Genomic DNA, 20,817 nt, shown 5'->3' on the forward strand with positions numbered 1-20,817 from the left:
GCCGCGAGAACGCGAACTCACATCCGCTGTTTGACTCAGACGTAGGATGGGTAGAGCGAAGCGAAACCCATCATTCGACCCGCTTGCTCCATCGCGATGGGTTTCGCTTCGCTCTACCCATCCTACGGACCGTTGTTTGACATTTGAATCAGACCTCACCACGTCATTGCGAGCGGAGCGAAGCAATCCAGCGTGCCGCGTGTGGAGGCATGGATTGCTGCGCTCCGCTCGCAATGACGTGGATAGAGCCGCGCGCTTGTTCCGCGCAGGATGAGGGACTAGAGCATGATCCGGAAAAGTGGAAACCGGTTTTCCGAAAAAGATCATGCTCAAACAAAGAGCTAGAGCGGGATGACGATTCGAAGAAAAGTCATCGCGCTCTAGCAGAATCGTAGGATGGGTAGAGCGCAGCGAAACCCATCATCGCGCAGCTTGCTCAATCGCGATGGGTTTCGTTTCGCTCTACCCATCCTGCGGAGCAGGCATGGGGACCGCGCCTACGTGCCTTCTTCGTTGAATTTGCTGGCGACGAGTTCGGCGATGGCATCGAGCGCGGCTTCGGCTTCGGGGCCGGTGGCGGAGACGATGACGGAGGTGCCGGGGCCGGCGGCGAGCATCATCAGGCCCATGATCGAGGTGCCGCCGACGGTCTCGCTGCCGCGCGTCACCCAGACCTCGGCCTCGAAGCGCTCGACCATCTGCACGAATTTGGCGGAAGCGCGGGCGTGGAGGCCGCGCTTGTTGACGATCTGGAGTTCACGGGAGGTCGCACCCGCAGGGACGGTCGGGCCGACTTCGTTTTCGCCCGAGCCCTCGGCGCTCATTTGCCGGCAAGGACGCGACTGGCGATGGTGACGTATTTGCGGCCCGCTTCCTGGGCCATCGCGATCGCGTCCGGCAGCGACCGCTCTTCGCGAACCTTCGCGAGCTTCACCAGCATCGGAAGATTGATGCCCGCGAGCACCTCGACCTTCGGCCTGCTCATACACGAGATCGCGAGGTTCGACGGCGTGCCGCCGAACATGTCGGTCAGGATCGCAACGCCGTCGCCACTATCGACGCGGTTGACCGCCTCGATGATGTCGCTGCGACATAGATCGGCGTCGTCTTCGGCTCCGATCGTAATTGCTTCAATTTGTTTCTGTGGGCCCATCACGTGTTCGAGCGCTGCCTTGAACTCGTCGGCAAGGCGCCCGTGGGTCACAAGCACTAGACCAATCATCGGAAACTCCTCGCGGGTGCTTCTTGGTGCACCGCACGAACGCGCCACTTTGACCATCCAGAGGCCCCGCGCAAGAGGGCATCTTGGCTATCTCCCGGAATTTGGGGGCGGAGAAATACGGGTCTGCACCGGTCTATTCAGTGGCCATATTGCGGCTGATATGGTTACCCGATTCGCCCCAAGCAATCGTTCGCCAGATTACGGGAACATGAACTTTCAGTTGTCGTCAACGCTGCGACAACCAGTAGCAGGGGTGAGAAGCCCGTTCCGACGGGGATTCGCGGTAACAAAACACCGTTTATCTCGGTTTGTAGCGCTTCCGGCGGCGGCACGCGCTCGGCATCTTCGGCGGCGAGATCGACCACCAGCCCCACGATTGCCTCATGTGTGGACTCAACGCGGCGGATACCGAGTCCGCGAATCTCGATCAGGCCGGCCAGTTCCGCGACCGGCCGCACCCGCAATTCTTTGCCGGCTGTGTCGAGATAGACACGGTCATCGCCGACCAGGACGGCCGGCGGAAGCTGTCCCGAGCGGCCGGCGAGGATCAGATCGAAGGCAAGACGCGACTTGCCGGAACCGGACGGGCCGCGGATCAGCACCGCGCGTTCTCCCACCAGCACTGCGGATGCATGCACGCTGGCGGTGTGGTTCATAGCTCCGGCAGCCTGACCACGAAGCGCGCGCCAGATACCGTCGGCTTGCCGTCGACATCGGCGGGACCGGACCGGTTCTCGGCCCAGATGCGTCCGCTGTGCGCTTCGATGATCTGCTTGGAGATCGACAGTCCCAGTCCGGAATTCTGGCCGAAGCCCTGGTGCGGCCGGTCGGTGTAGAAACGCTCGAAGATGCGCTCGAGTGCGTCCTCGCCGATGCCGGGGCCGTCGTCGTCGACCACGATCTCGATCTCCGAGCGTACGCGGCGGCAGACGATGCGTACCTTGTCGCCCCGCTGCGAGAACGATTGCGCGTTGGAGAGCAGGTTGGAGATCACCTGTCCCAGCCGCGAGTCGTGGCCGGGCGCCGCGAAGGTGTCGGTCGGACCGCGGCCCTCGAAGCGGGCTTCGACCGCGACGTCGTGGCCGAGCTTGGTCTCGTTGGCGACCGTGGTCAGCGTCGTCAGCAGCCGGCGCAGATCGACCGGCGCCATGTCCTGGCGCTGCAGCTCTGCATCGAGCCGGCTCGCATCGGAGATGTCGGAGATCAGCCGGTCGAGCCGCCTGACGTCGTGCTCGATCACGGCGAGCAGGCGGGAGCGGCTGCTTTCGGTGCGCGCCAGGGGCAGCGTCTCCACCGCCGAGCGCAGCGACGTCAGCGGGTTCTTCAGCTCATGAGCGACGTCGGCGGCGAACATCTCGATCGCCTCGATCCGGCTGTAGAGCGCGTTGGTCATGTCGCGCAGCGCGCCGGAGAGATGGCCGATCTCGTCGCGGCGGCGGCTGAAGTCGGGAATCTCGACGCGGGTCTGGATGCGACGGCGGACCCGCTCGGCGCCGTCGGCAAGCCGGCGCACGGGGCCGGCGATGGTGCTCGCAAGCAAGAGCGACAGCACGATCATCACGGCGGCGGCGACACCGCCGACCTTGAGGATCGCGAGCCGCTCGGCGGTCACCATCTGGTCGATGTCGTCGCCCTGGGTGGAGAGCATCAACGCGCCATGCACGGCGCGGAAGCGCTGCACAGGGACGGCCACCGAGACGATCACCTCGCCGCGATCGTTGACGCGCACCATGCTGCTCTTCTGGCCGTTCAGGGACTGCGCGACCTCCTGGTAGCCGGTGCCGTTCTCCGGGCCGAGCTCGCGGTAGAGCGGGAGGTCGCCGCGGTTCAGCCAGGTGCGGATCGCGATCGTGGTTCGCTCGGCGAATCCCGGCTTCTCGGCGTTCGGCGGCGGCAGCTCGATCCTGAACACGTCGCCCTTGCCGTAGAGGCTGCGGCTGTCGAGGATCAATCCGCCCTCGCGGTCGAAGATGCGGGCGCGCGTCTTGGTCGGCGAGATCAATCGCCGCAGCACCGGCGCGACACGTTCGGGATTGATCGGGAAGTCGGAATATTCGTCCGGCACGCCGTAGCTCTCGCCCGGCTTGAGGTCGAGCAGCCGCTCCGGATCGATGGTGATGGTGTTGGTCTCGACGGTCGCGGAGGCCGCGATGGCGCCGGCGATGATCTCGGCCTGCACCAGAAGGCTTTGGGCGCGCGCATCGATCAGGCCGGCGCGGAATTGCGAGAGGTAGAGGATGCTGGCGACGAGCGCGACCAGGCCCGCGAGATTCAGCGAGACGATGCGGCGGGTCAGGCTCGAGAAGGACAGCGCGAAGAAGAACTGCCCGGCGCGGCTCAGCCAGTCCAGCGGCCGCCAGCGCCTTGCCGTCGCCTTGTCGGCAAACTGCTCCTGCTCGAGGAGCGCCTGGGCGTCCTCGACGGTTTGGGCCGGGTCGGGCTGCGTTCGATCAAGCACTGGCAGAACTGCCGGTTCGTTGACGAGGGGTGTTACCATGCACGCTATTGGGCCCGCACCCTACCCCATAGGTGCGGACCGTGTCAGTTAACAAAGCGGAGCTTTCGCCGCGGATCAGGCTTCCTTGAAGCGATACCCCACGCCATACAAGGTTTCGATCATTTCGAAATCCTCGTCGACCACCTTGAACTTCTTGCGCAGCCGCTTGATGTGGCTGTCGATGGTGCGATCGTCGACATAGACCTGGTCGTCATAGGCGGCGTCCATCAGCGCGTTGCGGCTCTTCACCACGCCGGGCCGTGTCGCCAGTGCCTGCAGGATCAAGAATTCGGTGACCGTCAGCGTCACCGGCTCGTTCTTCCAGGTGCAGGTGTGGCGCTCCGGGTCCATCCGGAGCAGGCCGCGATCGAGCGCGCGCGTATCCGGCTCCTTCGGAGCGGCGGTCGGATCTTTTGGCTGGCCGCGGCGGAGCACGGCCTTCACGCGCTCGACCAGCAGGCGCTGCGAAAATGGTTTGCGGATGAAATCGTCGGCACCCATTTTGAGGCCGAACAATTCGTCGATCTCTTCATCCTTGGAGGTCAGGAAGATCACGGGCAGATCGGATTTTTGTCGGAGCCGCCGCAGCGTTTCCATGCCGTCCATGCGCGGCATCTTGATATCGAGGATCGCCAGATCGGGTGGCGAGGTGCGGAAGCCGTCGAGTGCCGACGCACCATCCGTGTATGTCATGATGCGGTAGCCTTCGGCTTCCAACGCGATCGAGACAGAGGTGAGAATGTTGCGGTCGTCGTCGACCAGGGCGATTGTGGGCATGAGCCTGCTTTCAGTTTTCCAGTTGGCTGAAACGGCGAGCATTCCGGTGATGCGCCGCATAATTGGGCTTCGGACTCGGTCAGCGAGCAATGCAAGGTAGGCTGAAGTGTGACCGAGTTCCGCCAAACGCCTCGCCCCCCGCGAACGCGTCCGACCCGTCTAGAGCCCGTTTACCCGAGAAAAGCCCCGCAGTGCAACCACATGGCCAGACAAATGCTAGGTAATTTCGATGCAACCGACCGCTGATTTCGACCCCGCCATGCTGGCCCGTTCCCTGCTCCGGAGGAGCCGGCAAGGGGCTTTGGCGACGCTGATGCCGGGAACCGGCGATCCCTATTGTTCCCTGGTCAACGTTGCCAGCCACCCCGACGGCTCCCCGATCCTGCTGCTTTCCCGCCTGGCGGTCCATACCAGGAACCTGCTCGCCGACCCCCGGGTGTCGCTGATGCTGGATGAACGGGCCGAAGGCGACCCTTTGGAGGGGTCCCGGATCATGCTGGCCGGCCGGGCGGAAGAGGCGGCAGGCGATGTCGCAGCCCTCCTGCGCCGCCGCTACCTCGCTGCCCATCCATCCGCGGAAGCCTTTGTAGAATTTAAAGATTTCTCCTTCTTCCGGATCATTCCCGCCGCCACCCATCTGGTCGCCGGTTTCGGCCGGATCGTCGATCTCAGGCCGGAACAGTTCCTGACCGATCTGGCTGGGACCGAGGGGTGGCCGGAGGCTGAAGCTGAGGCCGTCGAGCATATGAACGAGGCTCACCGCGACGCCATCGACCTTTATGCGACCCGGCTGCTGGGCACCGAAAGCGCCGATTGGCGCTGCATCGGCTGTGATCCCGAGGGCATGGACATGCAGGCAGGCAAGCAGACACTGCGGCTCGAATTTCCAGAGCGCGTGAGGAACGCTGAGGAGCTGCGCAAGATGCTGATCAGGCTCGCCGGCGAGGCGGGCGCAAAAGGATAGGCGCGAGCGGCGCGATGTCCCGTATCGTAGCCAAATGGGGAGAGTGTGGCCGTCAACGCAGTTTGCATCATGCTTCTTATGCGTAACCGCGCGGAACGTTCGCGCGCGGTGAGCATTCTTAGAGGTTGTCCAAATTCGATTCGAATTCGATGATGGCTTGTTGGCGTCGAGTACGGTTGTGCAATCAATTCTCATTGTCGATTGGATCGTGCAATCCAACTGCAACGGCATTGCCAGCGACAAGGACGATGCCTCATTACCCCAACCGCATATCGGGTATTCTGAGCGCTGATGGACAACCACGCCGTGCGTCCGATGGCATTAATTGTGCATCGCAAAGATGTCGTCCCTGGCGTTCATCGCGGCGGATCGTCGCGCGATCCATGGACAGAAAAGCAGCCTTGCGCTGCAGCAAGTGCTTGAACCACATGGGAGCGGATGCCTTGGAATAAACCAAAATTCGGGGACTAGCTTGGCAAGCTCTGATTGCCCCATTATGAGGTCGCTGGACCGGGGCCTTCGGGCTATATTTGTTGTTGGAAAAGGTCACCGCGACTGACGCGCGTTAGCGACATTCGCGCGATGGGAAACGCGGGTTCGAGGAGGTTCTTCGTGCAAAACACGGGTGTGTACAACGGTGCCTTTAAGCGCGTGCATTGGAATCTTCGCGCGCCGCAGCTCTATCAATATTCGCTTGCGGCAGGCGAAGCCGTGCTCTCGGCCGATGGCGCGCTCTGTGCGGACACCGGTGAATTCACCGGCCGCAGCCCGAAGGACAAGTTCACCGTTCGCGACGCGACCACGGACAAGAGCATGTGGTGGGCTGGCAACCAGTCGATCACCTCCGAGCAGTTCGAAGCGCTCTATCAGGATTTCCTCAAGCACGCCGAAGGCAAGACGCTGTTCGCGCAGGATCTCTATGGTGGCGCCGATCCGACCTATCGGATCAAGACACGCGTGTTCACCGAGCTCGCCTGGCATTCGCTGTTCATTCGCACGCTCCTGATCCGCCCTGAGGCGATCGAGCTTTCGAGCTTCGTGCCCGAGCTCACGATCATCGACATGCCGAGCTTCCGCGCCGATCCCAAACGTCACGGCGTGCGCTCGGAGAATGTTGTCGCGATCGATTTCGCCCGCAAGATCGTCCTGATCGGCGGGTCTTATTATGCCGGCGAGATGAAGAAGTCGGTCTTCACCACGCTCAACTATTACCTGCCCGCGCGCGACGTGATGCCGATGCACTGCTCGGCCAATGTCGGCTCAAACGGCGACACCGCGATTTTCTTCGGCCTCTCCGGCACCGGCAAGACGACGCTATCGGCCGATCCCAACCGCACGTTGATCGGCGACGACGAGCATGGCTGGGGTCCGGACGGCGTCTTCAACTTCGAAGGCGGCTGCTACGCCAAGTGCATCAAGCTGTCGAAGGAAGCCGAGCCTCAGATCTTCGCCGCGAGCAAGCGCTTCGGCGCGGTGCTCGAGAACTGCGTGCTCGACGAGGATACCCGCGAGGTGGACTTCGACGACGGCTCGAAGACCGAGAATACCCGTTCCGCCTATCCGCTCGACTTCATTCCCAACGCCTCGCGCACCGGCCGCGCGCCGCATCCGAAGAATGTCGTGATGCTGGCGGCTGATGCCTTCGGCGTGCTGCCGCCGATCGCGAAGCTTTCGCCGGCGCAGGCGATGTATCACTTCCTGTCCGGCTACACCGCGAAGGTCGCCGGCACCGAGCGCGGCCTCGGCTCCGAGCCGCAGCCGGAATTCTCCACCTGCTTCGGCTCGCCGTTCCTGCCGCTCGATCCTTCCGTCTATGGCAACATGCTGCGCGACCTCATCGCCCAGCACAATGTCGATTGCTGGCTGGTCAACACCGGCTGGACCGGCGGCAAGTATGGCGTTGGCTCGCGCATGCCGATCAAGGTCACGCGCGCGCTGCTCACCGCGGCACTCGATGGCAGCTTACGCAATGTCGAATTCCGCACCGACGAATATTTCGGCTTCGCGGTGCCGACCGCGCTGCCGGGTGTGCCGAGCGAGATCCTCAATCCGGTAAACACCTGGAAGGACAAGGTCGAGTTCGACAAGACCGCCCGCGCATTGGTCGGCATGTTCCAGAAGAACTTCGCCAAGTTCGAGAGCAAGGTCGACGCCGATGTTCGCGCCGCAGCGCCGGACGTGAAGCTCGCGGCTGAATAGCTCCGCAAATTTTTGCGAATGAAAGGGCGACCCTCGGGTCGCCCTTTTTTATTCCGCAACATGTCTGCGGCGCAGACAGCAATATCCGGAAACACTTCGCAACAGCCTGTTAACCGAGCCCGCCCGTAACTCGCGCACCCCTATTCTTCGACCGGAGCGCGCGATGGGCGACATCATGAGCATTCTTCAGAGCACCTACGCGTCCGCATCGCTCTCGACGCCCTCGAGCACGCCCTACGTCAATGTCGATCCGGCGAGCTATCAGGGCACCTGGGACGGCGCTTACTCGAACGGTCAGAAATTCCAGTTCAGCATTTCGCAGGTGAACGGATTCCGCGCGCAGGTGAAATACCAGAGCGGCGCGACCGTCCAGTATCAGCAGGTGCTGATCAAGGACAATTCGTTCCGGATCGGCGACACCAAGTTCACACTCGCCTCGCAAGGCAATGCGCAGGTGAAGAACGTCATCACCGATCCCGTTTCGGGCAACACATCGCTCATCACCGGCAACGCGACGCAGGATACCTAATCCGGCAGCACCGCATTGGTCGGTGTTGGGCGGTCGGTGATCTGCAGTCCGAACAGGCTGCCGATCAACTCCACGACAACACGCGCGGTACGACCGCGCTCGTCGAGGAACGGATTGAGCTCGACGATGTCGACCGAGCGCACCAGTCCTGAATCGTGCAAGAGCTCCATGATCAGGTGCGCCTCGCGGTAGGTCGCGCCGCCCGGCACCGTGGTGCCGACACCGGGCGCGACCGAAGGATCGAGGAAGTCGACGTCGAACGAGACGTGCAGCACGCCGTTGCTGGCCTTGACGCGATCGATCACGCGGCGGATCAGCACGGCGACGCCGAACTCGTCGATGGCGCGCATGTCGGCGATGGCAACACTGCGTTCGCGCAACAGCTTGCGCTCCAGCGGGTCGATCGAACGGGTTCCGATCAGGTCGAGCCGGTCAGGTGAAATCGAGGCGCGCGGCAGGCCGCCGAGCAGTTTTTCGAGCCCGGGCTCGCCGCAGAGGAAGGCGGCGGACATGCCGTGCATGTTGCCGGTGATCGTCGTGTCGGGCGTGTTGTAGTCGGCATGCGCGTCAACCCATAGTGCGAACAGCGGCCGGCCCTTCTCCTGCCAGAAGCGCGCAACGCCATTGATCGATCCCATCGAGAGCGAATGATCGCCGCCCATGAAGATCGGCACCGCGCCTGATTGCGCCAGCCAATAGGCACGCTCGGAGAGCAGGCGGATCCAGGTCTTCACTTCATCATAGAACTTCGTATTCGCAGGCACCGGCCCGTCCGAAACCACCGCGGGGATGGAAAGATCGCCGTGGTCGTCAACACCAAGCTCCAATTGCTCCAGCACGCGCGCGATCCCGGCGGTGCGCAGCGCCGCCGGTCCCATCAGCGTACCGGCCTGCGCGGCGCCGATCTCGATCGGAACTCCGAGGAGCGCGATCCGCGACGGCTTTTGGTGCTCAGCTTCGGACATGTGCCGCTGCTCTCAATTCGTAGGGTAGGCAAAGCGTAGCGTGCCCACCCTACGCCTTCCTGGTTACGCCTTGAAATAGGCGATCTGCGTCGTGGTGGCGAGCAGGCGGCCGGAGGGTGACCACAACTCGCCGTTCTGGTCGCCATAACTCTTGTGGAAGATCTTGGCATCGGCAGCCGCCAGCACGCGGGTGATGTTCTCGGCGGCGAGGTCGGCGGCGTCGACGTGGAAATAGGTCGTCAGCGACACCGTACCGAACGGCACCATTTCGCGCTTGGCGTGGAAGACGCGGCCGAAGAAGGCGTCCGACATCGCGATCAGCGACAGCGCATCGATCTTGCGCGGCGTGCGGTCGCCGATCCAGAGCTTGGAATAGGTCTCGGGCGCCGCGCTCGATGGCGTGCCGAATTTCGGCTCGCCCTCGACGAAGCGGAAGTCATATTGCTTGACCCAGGAAGCTGCAGTCTTGGGATAGGGCAGGGTTTGTTCGAATGGCGTTGCGTCCGGAAACTTCGCCTGCTGGTGTGACCAGGAGGGGCGGCGCTCGGCGAACACGGCGGTCGCGAGCGTCGCGACCTCGCCGCCGCCCTGGGTCATCTCCACGGACCAGTGCTGGCTCGAACGATTGGCCTTCACCAGGCGGACATCGAGGTCGAAGGCGCCTTGCGCGACCGGCGCGCAATAATTCACGCTAAGCGCGAGCGGATCGCCGGCGCGTTGCGGATGATCGATCAGCGCCCGCAGGATGGTCGCAGCGGTGGCTCCGCCGAACGGGCCGACAAACGCCCAGTAGTCGTCGCTGGTCTTCCCCTGCCAGCGGCTGTCGCCGGCAGTGACGGTGGTTGCGTCGTCGAACAGATGCGGGGTCCTGGTGAGCATGCGATCCCTCGGTTGCGCGCGCAACGACCGTGCGCGACAGCCGCAGTATCGCGACTACTCGACAGAATTCAATGACGTCGGAAGTAATCGATTTCCGCCGCGTGGGATTAGCGCTTGGCTCCCCACTGCGCCTGCCCCTTGAAGGCACGCGGCGTCGGCGGTCGTACCGGCACGTTCCAGATGTCCTCGGCGTATTCGCGGATGGTGCGATCCGAGGAGAACCACGGCATCCGCGCCACGTTGAGGATCGAGGCCCGGGTCCATGCCGGCGCCACCTGCCAGCGCGCGTCGATGCTGCGTTGGGCGTCGTAATAGGAATCGAAGTCGGCGCTGACCATGTAGTGGTCGAGATAGCGCAGCGCGTGGCCGATCGAGGCGAAACGGGCGGGATCGCCGGGCGAGAACGCGCCGCTCTCGATCGCGGTGATCGCGCGCGACAGCCGCGGCGAGCGGCCGATCAGGTCGCTGGCATCGAGCCCTTGCTTGCGGCGAACCATGACGTCGCCGGCTTCCAGGCCGAAGATCGCGATGTTCTCGGCGCCGACATGCTCGCGGATCTCGATATTGGCGCCGTCAAGCGTGCCGATGGTTAGCGCGCCGTTGAGCGCAAGCTTCATGTTGCCGGTGCCGGAGGCTTCCATGCCGGCGGTCGAGATCTGCTCGGACAGGTCGGCGGCCGGGATGATCACCTCGGCCAGGCTGACATTGTAGTCGGCGAGGAAGGCGATCTTCAGCCGGCCATTGATTGCGGGATCGTTGTTGACGACTTCGGCGACGTCGTTGATCAGCTTGATGATCAGCTTGGCGTAGCGGTAGCTTGCCGCCGCCTTGCCGGCGAAGATTTTTACGCGCGGCACCCAGTCGCGCTGCGGCTCATCCCTCATCGCCTGGTACAGCGCGACCGCTTCCAGGATGTTCAGGAGCTGCCGCTTGTATTCATGGATGCGCTTGATCTGCACATCGAATAGCGCCGACGGGTCGACCTTGATGTGGTTGCGCTCGGCGATCAGCCGCGCCAGCACCAATTTGTTGTGGCGCTTGACGTCGCGGAATTGCTGCTGGAACGCGTTGTCGCTGGCATGGGACTCGAGCCGCTCGAACAGTGAGAAATCGTCGAGCACGGCCTCGCCGCAGACGTCGCGGAGAAGGCCCGTCAATCTCGGATTGGCCAGCATCAGCCAGCGGCGGAAGGTGATGCCGTTGGTCTTGTTGGTGATGCGCGTGGGATAGAGATGGTGGAGATCGTGGAACACCGTCTCCTTCATCAGGTCGGAATGCATCGCCGAGACGCCGTTGATGCGGTGCGAGCCGACGAAAGCAAGCTGCCCCATCCGCACACGGCGGCCGGACTTCTCGTCGATCAGCGACACCGAGGCGCGGAATTCGATATCGCCCGGGCAGCGCTCTTCGGCGAGCGCAAGGTGCTGCACATTGATGCGGTAGATGATCTCGAGATGCCGCGGCAATAGCCGCTCGAACAGTTCGACCGGCCAGGTCTCGAGCGCCTCCGGCAGCAGCGTGTGGTTGGTATAGGACAGCGTCGCGACCGTGATCTTCCACGCCTCGTCCCAGCGGAAATTGTGCAGATCGACCAGGATCCGCATCAGCTCGGTGACGGCCAGACTCGGATGGGTGTCGTTGAGCTGCACGGCTGCTTTCATCGCAAGGCTGCGGAGCTGGCCGTCGGCCGAAAGGTGTCGCTTCACCAGGTCCTGCAGCGAGGCCGAGACGAAGAAATATTCCTGGCGCAGGCGCAGTTCGCGCCCCGCGGCGCTTTCGTCGTTCGGATAAAGGAATTTGCAGATCGCTTCGGCGCGCGCCTGCTCCGCATTGGCCGAGACATAATCGCCGGTGTTGAACACGTCGAGCTTCAGCGGGTCGGACGCGCGCGCCGACCACAGGCGGAGGGCGTTGACGCGCTGGCCGCGCCAGCCGACGATCGGCGTATCGTAGGCCATCGCTTCCACGGTTTCCGCGGGGTGCCAGACCGCGATGTCGCGGCCACGGTCGTCGGTATGCTCGACGGTGCCGCCGAAATGGATGTTGTAGACGACTTCCGGCCGTTGGAATTCCCAGGGGTTGCCGAAGCCGAGCCACTCGTCCGGATATTCCTGCTGCCAGCCGTGATTGATGATCTGGCGGAACAGTCCGAAATCATAACGGATGCCGTAGCCGATGGCCGGGATCGCAAGCGTCGCCATGCTCTCCATGAAGCAGGCGGCGAGTCGCCCAAGGCCGCCATTGCCGAGCGCTGCGTCGGGCTCGCATTTGCGCAGTTCGTCGAGCCCGACGCCGAGATCGCCGAGCGCTCCCTCGAACACCTGCAGCAGGCCCATATTGTTGAGCGCATCGGTGAACAGGCGGCCGATCAGGAATTCCAGCGATAGGTAATAGACCCGCTTGGCGCCGGCGTCGTAGCTTTCCTTTTCCGCCGTGAGCCAGCGATGGGTGATGCGGTCGCGCAGCACGAGCGCCGCCGCCTTGTACCAATCGCGCTTGGTCGCCATGCTGGCGTCCTTGCCGATCTCCAGCCTCAGCTTGGCAAGGATCGCGCCCTTGATCTCGGCCAGCGCCAATTCATCGATCGGCTGATTGAGCGCTGGATAGCTCCCTGAGAAAGACTGTTCTTGCAACGCGGCAATCCTGAACTTGGGGGACTCGATCATGATCCGATTAAACGGAATCGGATCATGATCTAATCTCCTTGTTTGAGCATGATCTTTTCGGAAAACCGGTTTCCACTTTTCCGGACCATGCCTGGACAACAAATGATACGCGCCTTGCACTTCAATCGGAACCGCCCAGCCGCTTGTTGTGCACCGCGCTGGTATGATTTTATGCAAGGACCGGGCCGATTTTGTCACATCGAGGCCAGGCGCTTCGGTGGTATGGTTACATTTTAGGCGGCACAATCACCATCATCGAGAGGGACACCATGAGACTGCTGATCGAAATCGCAGCCGCCGTGCTGTTCATCGTCTGCATCACCGTCACCAGCGCCGCTTTCGCCGCCGGCAAAACCGGACGCAATGCCGACGGCCTCGCCTGTGGCTTCAGCATGCCACAAAACGCAACTCCTGTGGCCCGCTGCGCCGCCATCAAGCGGCAATGCGGCGGGAAGTTTTATGCGAACTATTGCGGCGACAAGATGCTCTCGGCGATGTGAGGCAAACACTCCGCGAATGCCCGAAGCCATGAATAGGAACGAATCTGAGACTATCGCAGCGCGCCGCGCGATTTTCCAAGCTGCGCAAGGCATGCTCGCAGGCAGTGTTTCTTACATCGAAGGGGCGCGGAGAATTCACGCCTCGATGTGGGCGGCCAAGATCGGGGAATGGGATCCCGATCTCGTGCCTTTCGTGGGTATCGTTTCCGAGACAGACGCATTGCCATCCGATCAGACAAGGCCCTTATGGCAGGCGGCTGCGCTTGCGCAAATGCAGCCGGAAATTGATCGGTGCGAGGCTTGGGCACAGGAGTTCGGAGAACCTTGTTGCCGAAATCTCGTAGAGCGTTTTGCCAGCGGTCAAATCAGCCTGCAGCCACCGTTCTGATCGCGTAGCCCGGGTGGAGCGCAGCGCAACCCGGGGTTGGCACTGCGGTCCGGAGTTCCCGGGTTACGCTGCGCTCCACCCGGGCTACGACGGATCGTCCTCGACGAGTTTTATTCCTTCGTCGCGCAAAGCGACGAACAGCGCTTCGATGTCTTCCGGCTCGACCGCAAATGACGATAAAAAGTCGTCGAGTTGATCGAAGGTGATGGAGCCAGTGGAGCGCGCAAGCTCGATGACTCTGCGGATCATCTCCTGCCGTTCCATTGTCGGATGCTCCTGTCGTTGGCCTCTACCCCAGAGGTAAAGCTTCGCAAGAACAAATTAAGAACATTTTAGCAAGTATTTGATATCATTCTGATTCGGCGGCATCGCCGACACAACATCTATGGTCTGTCCGTTCCCGCGAGGACTACATGTCCACCATTGCCTTCGATCAGTTCGCGCTCACCCGCATCGCCGACTTTGCGCGCTCGCTGTCGCGCCTGCATCAGGCGTCCCGCCGCCAATGGGTCGATGACGACCAGATCGACCGCGAGTTCAACGCGGTCTGCATGTCGATCTGGGGCTACACCATCGATGACATCAGCGACGACCTGTTCTCGGTCGCGGACCACGCCTGGCTCGATTCGCTCGATGAAGCGCATGCGCGCATCTTTGCCGCCGAGCAGGGCTATGACCTCGTCGACGACCAGGGCATGCTGATGGACTGGTGGGGCTATTGCTGGATGATCCTCGCCGAAAAGCGCGGGCTGCTGACACCGGAAAACCGTGCCGCGGCGCGGGCGGCGATCGAGGAGAAATATCTCGCCGCGCCGAATGTGATCGGGGTAATCGTCGGGCGGTGAAGCTCGCCGCAATGACCGTGAACTAATTGACCTCTGCCCGCTTCGCTTTCGGCGCGGCCGATTTCGGCACGACGGTAACCGGCGGTGCGGGATCACGGCTGGTGTCGGGCTGCGGCGCCTCGCCGACCGTTTCGGACGCGGCCGGCGCGACCTTCATCTCGCCTAAACGGGCGCGGAGCTCGGCGGTGAGACCGGGATAGGAGGCGACGGGCGTGAAGTCGGCGCTCTGGTTGTTGCCGACCCGGACGCCGGTATAGGCAACCAAGCCATCGGTAGTGGCGACCACGTCGCCGGCGCGAAGCGAGCTGTCGAGCGAGAGGTCGACAGGTGCGAGGCCCGCGGGATCGCGGCCGTTGCAGGTGCAGTCCGCGCGCAGCGACTTGCGGTAGGCGAAGGCGTTCTCGCTGTCGGCATAGCGTTCGCCAGTCGACGAGGTCGCGTAGTCGATGCTGCCGCCGTAGAAAACCTTGGTCGCGGTCGCCGGACAGAACGCCTGGCAGAGCTGAACCGGCGTCGCGCTGCCGCGCAAGGTCAGCGGGAAATATTTGCCGTCGCAGCTCCTGACACAAAACGCAGGTCCGGAACCGGCAACGCGGGCCGCCGGTGCGGCTTGCTGCGGCTGCTGCTGGTTGAGGCCGAACGGATCGAACACACCGGGTTGCGACTGGCCCTGATGGGCCTGCTGCCTCTGCAAGCCGCCAAAGAGGAAATCGAGCAGGTTTTCCGCCGAGACTTGCGCTGGCGCGAGCGTCACCGCGCCCACAAGGGTGGCGGCAACTAGCGTCAGATGGCGCCGCACGCGCCGATCAGCAAACCCTCTACGCAACGCCAACTCCACCCGACAGAGCCAACAGTGCCGAGACGTCGTCTCCGCGCGATTCACCCTAGTGTCGGATGGTAAACGAGCAGTTGATTGCGGAAGAACTATGGAGATGAACGCAATTTGGTGCGGTGTATCGATGCGGCAACACTCGATCATGTTCCGATAAGACGGATCATGATCTCATCTCTTTGTTTGAGTGTGATTTCCGCGCAATCGCTTCGCATTTGTCGTGAGGGAAAACCGGTTCCCACTTTTCCGGATCAGGCTTTAGCTCTTCAGGAACTCGCCCGCTTTGTACAGCGAGCGGAACGGCAGGCCGGCATCCGCGAATGCTTCCGTTGCGCCTTCCTCGCGGTCGATCATGGTGAAGACCAATGCGATCTCGCCGCCGGCCTCGCGCACGGCTTCCACCGCCTTCATCGCCGAGCCGCCGGTGGTGGTGACGTCCTCGACGATCACGATGCGCTTGCCCTGCAGCGTCTCGCCCCTGGCAAGTCCCTCCACCGCAAGCTTCGCGCCATGCTCCTTCGGTTTCTTGCGCACGAAGAACGCGGCGATCGGATGGCCCTTGATCCAGGAGAGCTGCGCGATTGCGCCCGCGAGCGGCACGGCGCCCATCTCGAGGCCGCCGACGAAATCGAGATTGTCGTCCTTCAGCGCCTCATAAGTGAGCTCGGCGAGCAGGGTCGCGCCCTCGGGATCCAGCATCGTCGGCTTGAGGTTGAAATAGAAATCGCTCTTGCGGCCCGAGGCCAGCGTGATCTCGCCGCGCCCGAAGGAGCGTTTGCGGATGATCTCGGCGAGGCGGGCGCGGGAGGCTGATTTGGACAAGGCGGCTTTCCGGGTCGTTTTGCGGTGGCGCGCAATCTATCGGCGGTCATGCCGAGATTCCAGCGCCGAGATTACTCCGTCAACAGCGCCCGCGGTCGCAGGTAGCGCAGAGCCGTATCCGGAAAGGCCGGTTGTAACGGCGTCCGATTCCGCGCTAGGGAAGCCTCAAACATCTGTGGGGGAAGCGAAAATGACCATCGAGCTGCACACGTGGAACACGCCGAACGGCCGCAAAATCTCGGTCGCGCTGGAGGAGATGGGGCTGTCCTACAAGGTGATCCCGGTGAACATCACCAAGGGCGAACAGATGGCGCCCGGCTTCCTCGAGATCAGCCCAAACAACAAGATTCCCGCAATCGTCGACCCGGACGGCCCCGGCGGTAAGCGGGTCAGCGTGTTCGAATCGGGCGCGATCCTGCTCTACCTCGGCGAGAAGACCGGAAAGTTCCTGCCCCAGCCCCTGATCGAGCGCATCCCGGTCTACGAATGGCTGATGTGGCAGATGGGCGGCTTCGGGCCGATGCCGGGTCAGGTGCACCATTTCATCGCGCTCGAAAACGAGCATGACCGCGCCTACGGCCTGAAGCGCTTCACGACCGAGACGCTCCGCCTCTATGGCGTGCTGAATCGCCGGCTCGAAGGCCGCGAATTCGTCGCAGGCGATCTGTCGGTTGCCGATTTCGCCATTCTCGGCTGGGCCTGGCGCCATCCGCGGCACAAGGTCAGTCTCGGCGATTTCCCCAATGTCGAGCGCTGGTACAATAAGCTGATGGCCCGTCCGGGCGTGAAACGCGGCATGGAAGCGAAGCTGGATTGAACGGGTTTCGGTCATCATCCGCGAAGGCGGATGATCCAGTATTCCAGAGACGTTTGTGCTCGAGCGGAGAGGCCGCCGAATACTGGATGCCCCGCCTTCGCGGGGCATGACAGGCTCACGCTCTCCTCGCCTCGAACGCCATCTTCATCGCAAGTCCCGCCAGCACGGTGCCCATCAGCCAGCGCTGCAGCAGCAGCCAGGCCGGCCGTGTGCCGAGGAACAGCGCGATCGAACCGGCGGCGAGCGCGATCATCGCGTTGACGCTGACGCTGATCGCGATCTGGATCGCGCCGAGCGCGAGCGACTGCGTCAGCACGCTGCCCGTGGGATCGATGAACTGCGGCAGTAGCGCCAGATAGAGCATCGCAATCTTCGGGTTCAGCAGGTTGGTGACAAATCCCATCACGAACAGTTTGCGGGGGCTGTCGACCTGCAGCTTCTTCACCTGGAACGGCGAACGCCCGCCGGGCTTCAGCGCCTGCCACGCCAGCCACAACAGATAGGCTGCGCCGGCAAAGCGCAGCGCATCATAGGCATAGGGGATCGCGAACAACAGCGCGGTGATGCCGAACGCCGCTGATAGCATGTAGAACACGAAGCCGAGCGCCACCCCGCCGAGCGACACGATTCCCGCCGCCGGTCCCTGCGTGATCGAGCGCGAGATCAGGTAGATCATGTTCGGCCCGGGCGTCAGCACCATTCCGAACGAGAGCAGAGCAAAACCGAGCAGGGCGGATGTGTGGGGCATCAGGAACTCGCGGGAAGATGCACGTTTCTAACGTGCGCCGTGCCGCGATTCCATCGCGCAATTGCTCCGAGTACATTTTCGCTGTCGTCGTCCGGACGCGCGACGAGAGAACTCAGTGCGCCTCGTCCCAATTGTTGGCGGCGCGGGCGTCGACCTGCAGCGGCAGCGACAGGATCACGGCCGGGAAGGGCGCGTCCTGCATCACATGCTGCACCACCGGCAGGGTTGCCGCGACTTCCTCGTCGGGAACCTCGAAGATCAGTTCGTCATGCACCTGCAAAAGCATCTGCGCCGATAATTTCTTTTCGGTAAGCGCACCCTCGATGCGGGTCATGGCGCGGCGAATGATGTCGGCGGCCGAGCCCTGCAGGCGTGCGTTGATCGCGGCGCGCTCGTTGAAGGCGCGGACCGAGGCGTTACTGGCCTTGATGTCAGGGTAGTAGCATTTGCGGCCGAACAGCGTGGTGACATAGCCGTAGCGGCGGCAGAAATCCTTGGTCTCGTCCATATAGGCGCGGATGCCCGGGAAGCGCTCGAAATACTTCCTGATGTAAGCGGAAGCTTCTTCGCGCGCGATGCCGAGCTGGTTGGCGAGGCCGAAGGCCGAGATGCCGTAGATGATGCCGAAATTGATCGCCTTGGCGCGGCGGCGCACTTCGCTCGGCATGTCCTTGATCGGCACGCCGAACATTTCGGATGCGGTCATGGCGTGAATGTCGAGGCCGTCGCGGAACGCCTGCTTCAGCACGGGAATGTCGGCGATCTCAGCGAGCAGGCGCAGCTCGATCTGCGAATAATCAGCCGATACCAGCTTGTGCCCGGGCGTCGCGACAAAGGCGCGGCGGATCTTCCGGCCGTCCTCGGTTCGCACGGGGATGTTCTGCAGGTTCGGCTCGTTCGACGACAGCCGCCCGGTCGTGGTCGCCGCCAGTGCATAAGTCGTGTGGACGCGATGGGTCTGCGGATTGACGTAGGTCGGCAGCGCGTCGGTATAGGTCGATTTCAGCTTCGAGACCTGCCGCCATTCCAGGATCTTCTTCGGGAATTCGTGGCCTTGCTCGGCGAGGTCGTCCAGCACCTGCGCGGTCGTCGACCAGGCGCCGGTCTTGGTCTTGGTGCCGCCGGGCAATCCCATCTTGCCGAACAGGATGTCGCCGATCTGCTTCGGGCTGCCGACATTGATCGGCTCGCCCGCGATCTCCTGGATCTCGGCCTCGACGCGCGCCGCGGTCTGGGCAAAATCGCCCGACAGCCGCGACAGCACCTGGCGGTCGATCGAGATGCCACGCCGCTCCATCCGTGCCAGCACCGAAACCAGCGGCCGCTCCAGCGTCTCATAGACCGTCGCCATCCGCTCGGCGACCAGGCGCGGCTTCAATACGCGCCACAGGCGCAAGATCACGTCGGCGATCTCGGCGCAGTGCTCGGTCGCCTTGTCGATCGCAACCTGGTCGAATGTCAGCTTGTTCTTGCCGCTGCCGGTCAGCCCGTTCTCGGCGAGCACCGCATGCCCGAGCCAGCGCTCGGCGAGCGATTCCAGCGCATGTGAGCCGCGGCCGGCATCGAGCACGTAGGAGATCAACTGCGCATCGTCAAAGTTGCGCAGCGTGATGCCGGCTTGCGCCAGCATCACCGCGTTGAACTTGACGTCGAAGCCGACCTTCAGGATGCCCTGCGATTCCATGATCGGCCGCAAGGCTTCGATCGCCTGCTCGAATTTGATCTGGTCCGGCGCCAGCCCTGCGTCGAACAGTCCGCTGCCGCCGCCCGCCTGCTTGTGGGCGAGCGGGATGTAGGCGGCGTCATTGGGGCTGAGGGCCAGCGCAATGCCGGAGATCTCCGCCTGCATCGGATCGATCGAATTCGCCTTCGCCTGCACCGCGACATGGCCGGTATCGTGGATACGCGCGATCAACGCGTTGAGCTGATCGAGGCTCCTGATCGTCAGGTATTTGCTGCGATCGATCTTGGTCTTGCGCGCTGCCTCGGCGCGCGCTTCGGCGAGCGCAATCGGCGTGCCCTTGAGGCTCGAGGCCTTGTCCTCCTTGCCCGCGGGCTTGCTGCGCTCCCTGGCGGCAGGTGCAGGCTGCGCGGACCCGCCCGGACCCGGTGCGGGCTCGACGCCGGAAGGAGGCAGTGGCGAGAACACGCTCGCGCCGCTCTTGTTGCCGGGATCGGGCTCAATATCGGACGGGTCGATCTGGCCGTAGTCGGCGACGCGCCGCGTCAGCGTCGAAAACTCCATCGCCTTCAGGAAGGCGATCAGCCGGCGCGGATCGAGCTCATGCACGGCGAGGTCGTCGAGCGGCACGTCGAGCTCGACCTTGTCGTCGAGCAGCACGAGCTGGCGCGAGATCCGCGCCTTCTCGGCATTCTCGACCAGCGCCTCGCGACGCTTTGGCTGCTTGATCTCGCCGGCGCGCTTGAGCAGGGATTCGAGATCGCCGTATTCGGTGATCAGCTGCGCCGCGGTCTTGACGCCGATACCGGGCACGCCGGGCACGTTATCGGTGGAATCGCCGGCCAGCGCCTGGACCTCGACCACCTTCTCCGGCGGCACGCCGAACTTCTCGATCACCTCGGGAATGCCAATGCGGCGATCCTTCATGGTGTCGTACATGCTGACGCAGTCGGTCACGAGCTGCATCAGGTCCTTGTCGGAGGACACAATCGTCGCGCTCGCGCCGCGCTCGCAGGCAACGCGGACATAGGTCGCGATGAGGTCGTCGGCCTCATAGCCGGCCTGCTCCAGGCAGGGCAGGTCGAAGGCGCGCACCGCCTCGCGGATCAACGCGAATTGCGGGATCAGGTCATCGGGCGCGGGCGGCCGGTGCGCCTTGTAGTCGGGATAGATCTTGTTGCGGAAGGTGATCTCGGACTTGTCGAAGACGATGGCGAGATGGGTCGGCCGATTGTCCTCGGGCATCTCGCGCAAGAGCTTCCACAGCATGTTGCAGAAGCCGAGCACGGCATTGACCTGCAGCCCGTCGGACTTGCGGTTCAGTGGCGGCAGCGCGTGATAGGCGCGGAAAATGTAGGAGGAACCGTCGACCAGGAACACATGGTCGCCCTTGGCCGGAGCCTTGGCGGCAACGGGCTTGGGGGCGGCTTTGGCTTCTGTTTTGGCTGAAGTCTTGGAGGCTGATTTCGGCATGGCCGAAATTTAG

Annotated in this window: 19 protein-coding genes and 1 pseudogene; 7 read left to right on the forward strand and 13 right to left on the reverse strand. The window is 63.1% G+C overall.

Annotated features, from left to right (window positions below):
• Nucleotides 1–497: 497 nt before the first annotated feature.
• The 5 genes from K288_RS0113240 to K288_RS0113260 all read right to left on the reverse strand — a co-directional run bounded on the left by K288_RS0113240 (nt 498) and on the right by K288_RS0113260 (nt 4,496).
• Nucleotides 498–824, reverse strand: coding sequence for an HPr family phosphocarrier protein (locus tag K288_RS0113240; protein ID WP_027579986.1), 327 nt, complete (start codon nt 822–824; stop codon nt 498–500).
• Entirely contained in the window at nt 821–1,222 is a 402-nt protein-coding gene (locus tag K288_RS0113245) for a PTS sugar transporter subunit IIA (protein ID WP_027579987.1), read from the reverse strand. The genes K288_RS0113240 and K288_RS0113245 overlap by 4 nt, the downstream gene beginning before the upstream one ends.
• Before the next feature lie 164 nt (nt 1,223–1,386).
• Entirely contained in the window at nt 1,387–1,878 is a 492-nt protein-coding gene (locus tag K288_RS45435) for an HPr kinase/phosphatase C-terminal domain-containing protein (protein WP_051334521.1), read from the reverse strand.
• Nucleotides 1,875–3,680, reverse strand: a complete 1,806-nt coding sequence (locus K288_RS0113255) for a sensor histidine kinase (RefSeq protein WP_027579988.1) — start codon at nt 3,678–3,680, stop codon at nt 1,875–1,877. Before K288_RS0113255 ends, K288_RS45435 begins: the two co-directional genes overlap by 4 nt.
• 114 nt (nt 3,681–3,794) lie before the next feature.
• The gene (locus K288_RS0113260) at nt 3,795–4,496 is read right to left on the reverse strand and encodes a response regulator transcription factor (protein ID WP_027579989.1); all 702 of its coding nucleotides are present in this window, start codon (nt 4,494–4,496) and stop codon (nt 3,795–3,797) included.
• A gap of 229 nt (nt 4,497–4,725) precedes the next feature.
• On the opposite strand from K288_RS0113260, the gene K288_RS0113265 reads away from it, so the two are divergent.
• The 3 genes and pseudogenes from K288_RS0113265 (at nt 4,726) to K288_RS0113275 (ending at nt 8,188) form a co-directional block, all read left to right on the forward strand.
• On the forward strand, nt 4,726–5,460 hold the full coding sequence (locus K288_RS0113265; RefSeq protein WP_027579990.1) for a DUF2470 domain-containing protein: 735 nt from the start codon (nt 4,726–4,728) through the stop codon (nt 5,458–5,460).
• A 645-nt stretch (nt 5,461–6,105) separates the two neighbouring features.
• Nucleotides 6,106–7,659: pseudogene (locus K288_RS0113270) on the forward strand (phosphoenolpyruvate carboxykinase); the annotation flags it as partial.
• Between the two features lie 163 nt (nt 7,660–7,822).
• Entirely contained in the window at nt 7,823–8,188 is a 366-nt protein-coding gene (locus K288_RS0113275) for a hypothetical protein (protein WP_027579992.1), read from the forward strand.
• Here K288_RS0113275 and rocF read toward each other — a convergent pair.
• From rocF to K288_RS0113290, 3 genes are all read right to left on the reverse strand, one after another.
• Complete coding sequence (gene rocF, locus K288_RS0113280) at nt 8,185–9,153, reverse strand: arginase (protein ID WP_027579993.1); 969 nt, start codon at nt 9,151–9,153, stop codon at nt 8,185–8,187. The two genes, K288_RS0113275 and rocF, sit on opposite strands and share 4 nt — an antisense overlap.
• Nucleotides 9,154–9,216: 63 nt before the next feature.
• The gene (locus K288_RS0113285; protein WP_027579994.1) at nt 9,217–10,032 is read right to left on the reverse strand and encodes a thioesterase family protein; all 816 of its coding nucleotides are present in this window, start codon (nt 10,030–10,032) and stop codon (nt 9,217–9,219) included.
• Nucleotides 10,033–10,139: 107 nt separating this feature from the next.
• Nucleotides 10,140–12,698 carry a glycogen/starch/alpha-glucan phosphorylase gene (locus K288_RS0113290; RefSeq protein ID WP_201449679.1) on the reverse strand — a complete coding sequence of 853 codons (2,559 nt, stop codon included), beginning with the start codon at nt 12,696–12,698 and terminating at the stop codon, nt 10,140–10,142.
• Nucleotides 12,699–12,967: 269 nt separating this feature from the next.
• Here K288_RS0113290 and K288_RS0113295 point away from each other — a divergent pair, with 269 nt between their 5' ends.
• A complete protein-coding gene (locus K288_RS0113295) occupies nt 12,968–13,198 on the forward strand; it encodes a hypothetical protein (protein WP_027579996.1) in 231 nt (76 codons plus the stop codon).
• Nucleotides 13,199–13,214: 16 nt separating this feature from the next.
• Nucleotides 13,215–13,586, forward strand: coding sequence for a hypothetical protein (locus K288_RS0113300; protein WP_027579997.1), 372 nt, complete (start codon nt 13,215–13,217; stop codon nt 13,584–13,586).
• Between the two features lie 84 nt (nt 13,587–13,670).
• Here K288_RS0113300 and K288_RS0113305 read toward each other — a convergent pair whose 3' ends face one another.
• The gene (locus tag K288_RS0113305) at nt 13,671–13,850 is read right to left on the reverse strand and encodes an RNA polymerase sigma factor region1.1 domain-containing protein (protein ID WP_027579998.1); all 180 of its coding nucleotides are present in this window, start codon (nt 13,848–13,850) and stop codon (nt 13,671–13,673) included.
• A 149-nt stretch (nt 13,851–13,999) separates the two neighbouring features.
• Here K288_RS0113305 and K288_RS0113310 point away from each other — a divergent pair, with 149 nt between their 5' ends.
• On the forward strand, nt 14,000–14,431 hold the full coding sequence (locus K288_RS0113310) for a hypothetical protein (RefSeq protein ID WP_027579999.1): 432 nt from the start codon (nt 14,000–14,002) through the stop codon (nt 14,429–14,431).
• A gap of 22 nt (nt 14,432–14,453) precedes the next feature.
• Here the strand turns inward: K288_RS0113310 and K288_RS0113315 are convergent, their stop codons facing one another.
• A complete protein-coding gene (locus tag K288_RS0113315; protein ID WP_027580000.1) occupies nt 14,454–15,230 on the reverse strand; it encodes a DUF2865 domain-containing protein in 777 nt (258 codons plus the stop codon).
• Between the two features lie 291 nt (nt 15,231–15,521).
• The gene (pyrE, locus tag K288_RS0113320) at nt 15,522–16,085 is read right to left on the reverse strand and encodes an orotate phosphoribosyltransferase (protein WP_027580001.1); all 564 of its coding nucleotides are present in this window, start codon (nt 16,083–16,085) and stop codon (nt 15,522–15,524) included.
• A gap of 190 nt (nt 16,086–16,275) precedes the next feature.
• Here pyrE and K288_RS0113325 point away from each other — a divergent pair, with 190 nt between their 5' ends.
• Nucleotides 16,276–16,902: a glutathione S-transferase family protein gene (locus K288_RS0113325; RefSeq protein ID WP_027580002.1), complete on the forward strand. Its 627-nt coding sequence runs from the start codon at nt 16,276–16,278 to the stop codon at nt 16,900–16,902.
• A gap of 115 nt (nt 16,903–17,017) precedes the next feature.
• Here the strand turns inward: K288_RS0113325 and K288_RS0113330 are convergent, their stop codons facing one another.
• Together K288_RS0113330 and polA are read right to left on the reverse strand one after the other, a co-directional pair.
• Complete coding sequence (locus tag K288_RS0113330; protein WP_027580003.1) at nt 17,018–17,650, reverse strand: LysE family translocator; 633 nt, start codon at nt 17,648–17,650, stop codon at nt 17,018–17,020.
• A 112-nt stretch (nt 17,651–17,762) separates the two neighbouring features.
• Nucleotides 17,763–20,804 (reverse strand): DNA polymerase I, encoded by a 3,042-nt coding sequence (gene polA, locus K288_RS0113335; protein WP_027580004.1) that lies wholly within the window; start codon nt 20,802–20,804, stop codon nt 17,763–17,765.
• Nucleotides 20,805–20,817 lie beyond the last annotated feature (13 nt).

Origin of the sequence: Bradyrhizobium sp. Ai1a-2 (assembly GCF_000426245.1) — a bacterium.
Lineage (GTDB): Bacteria > Pseudomonadota > Alphaproteobacteria > Rhizobiales > Xanthobacteraceae > Bradyrhizobium.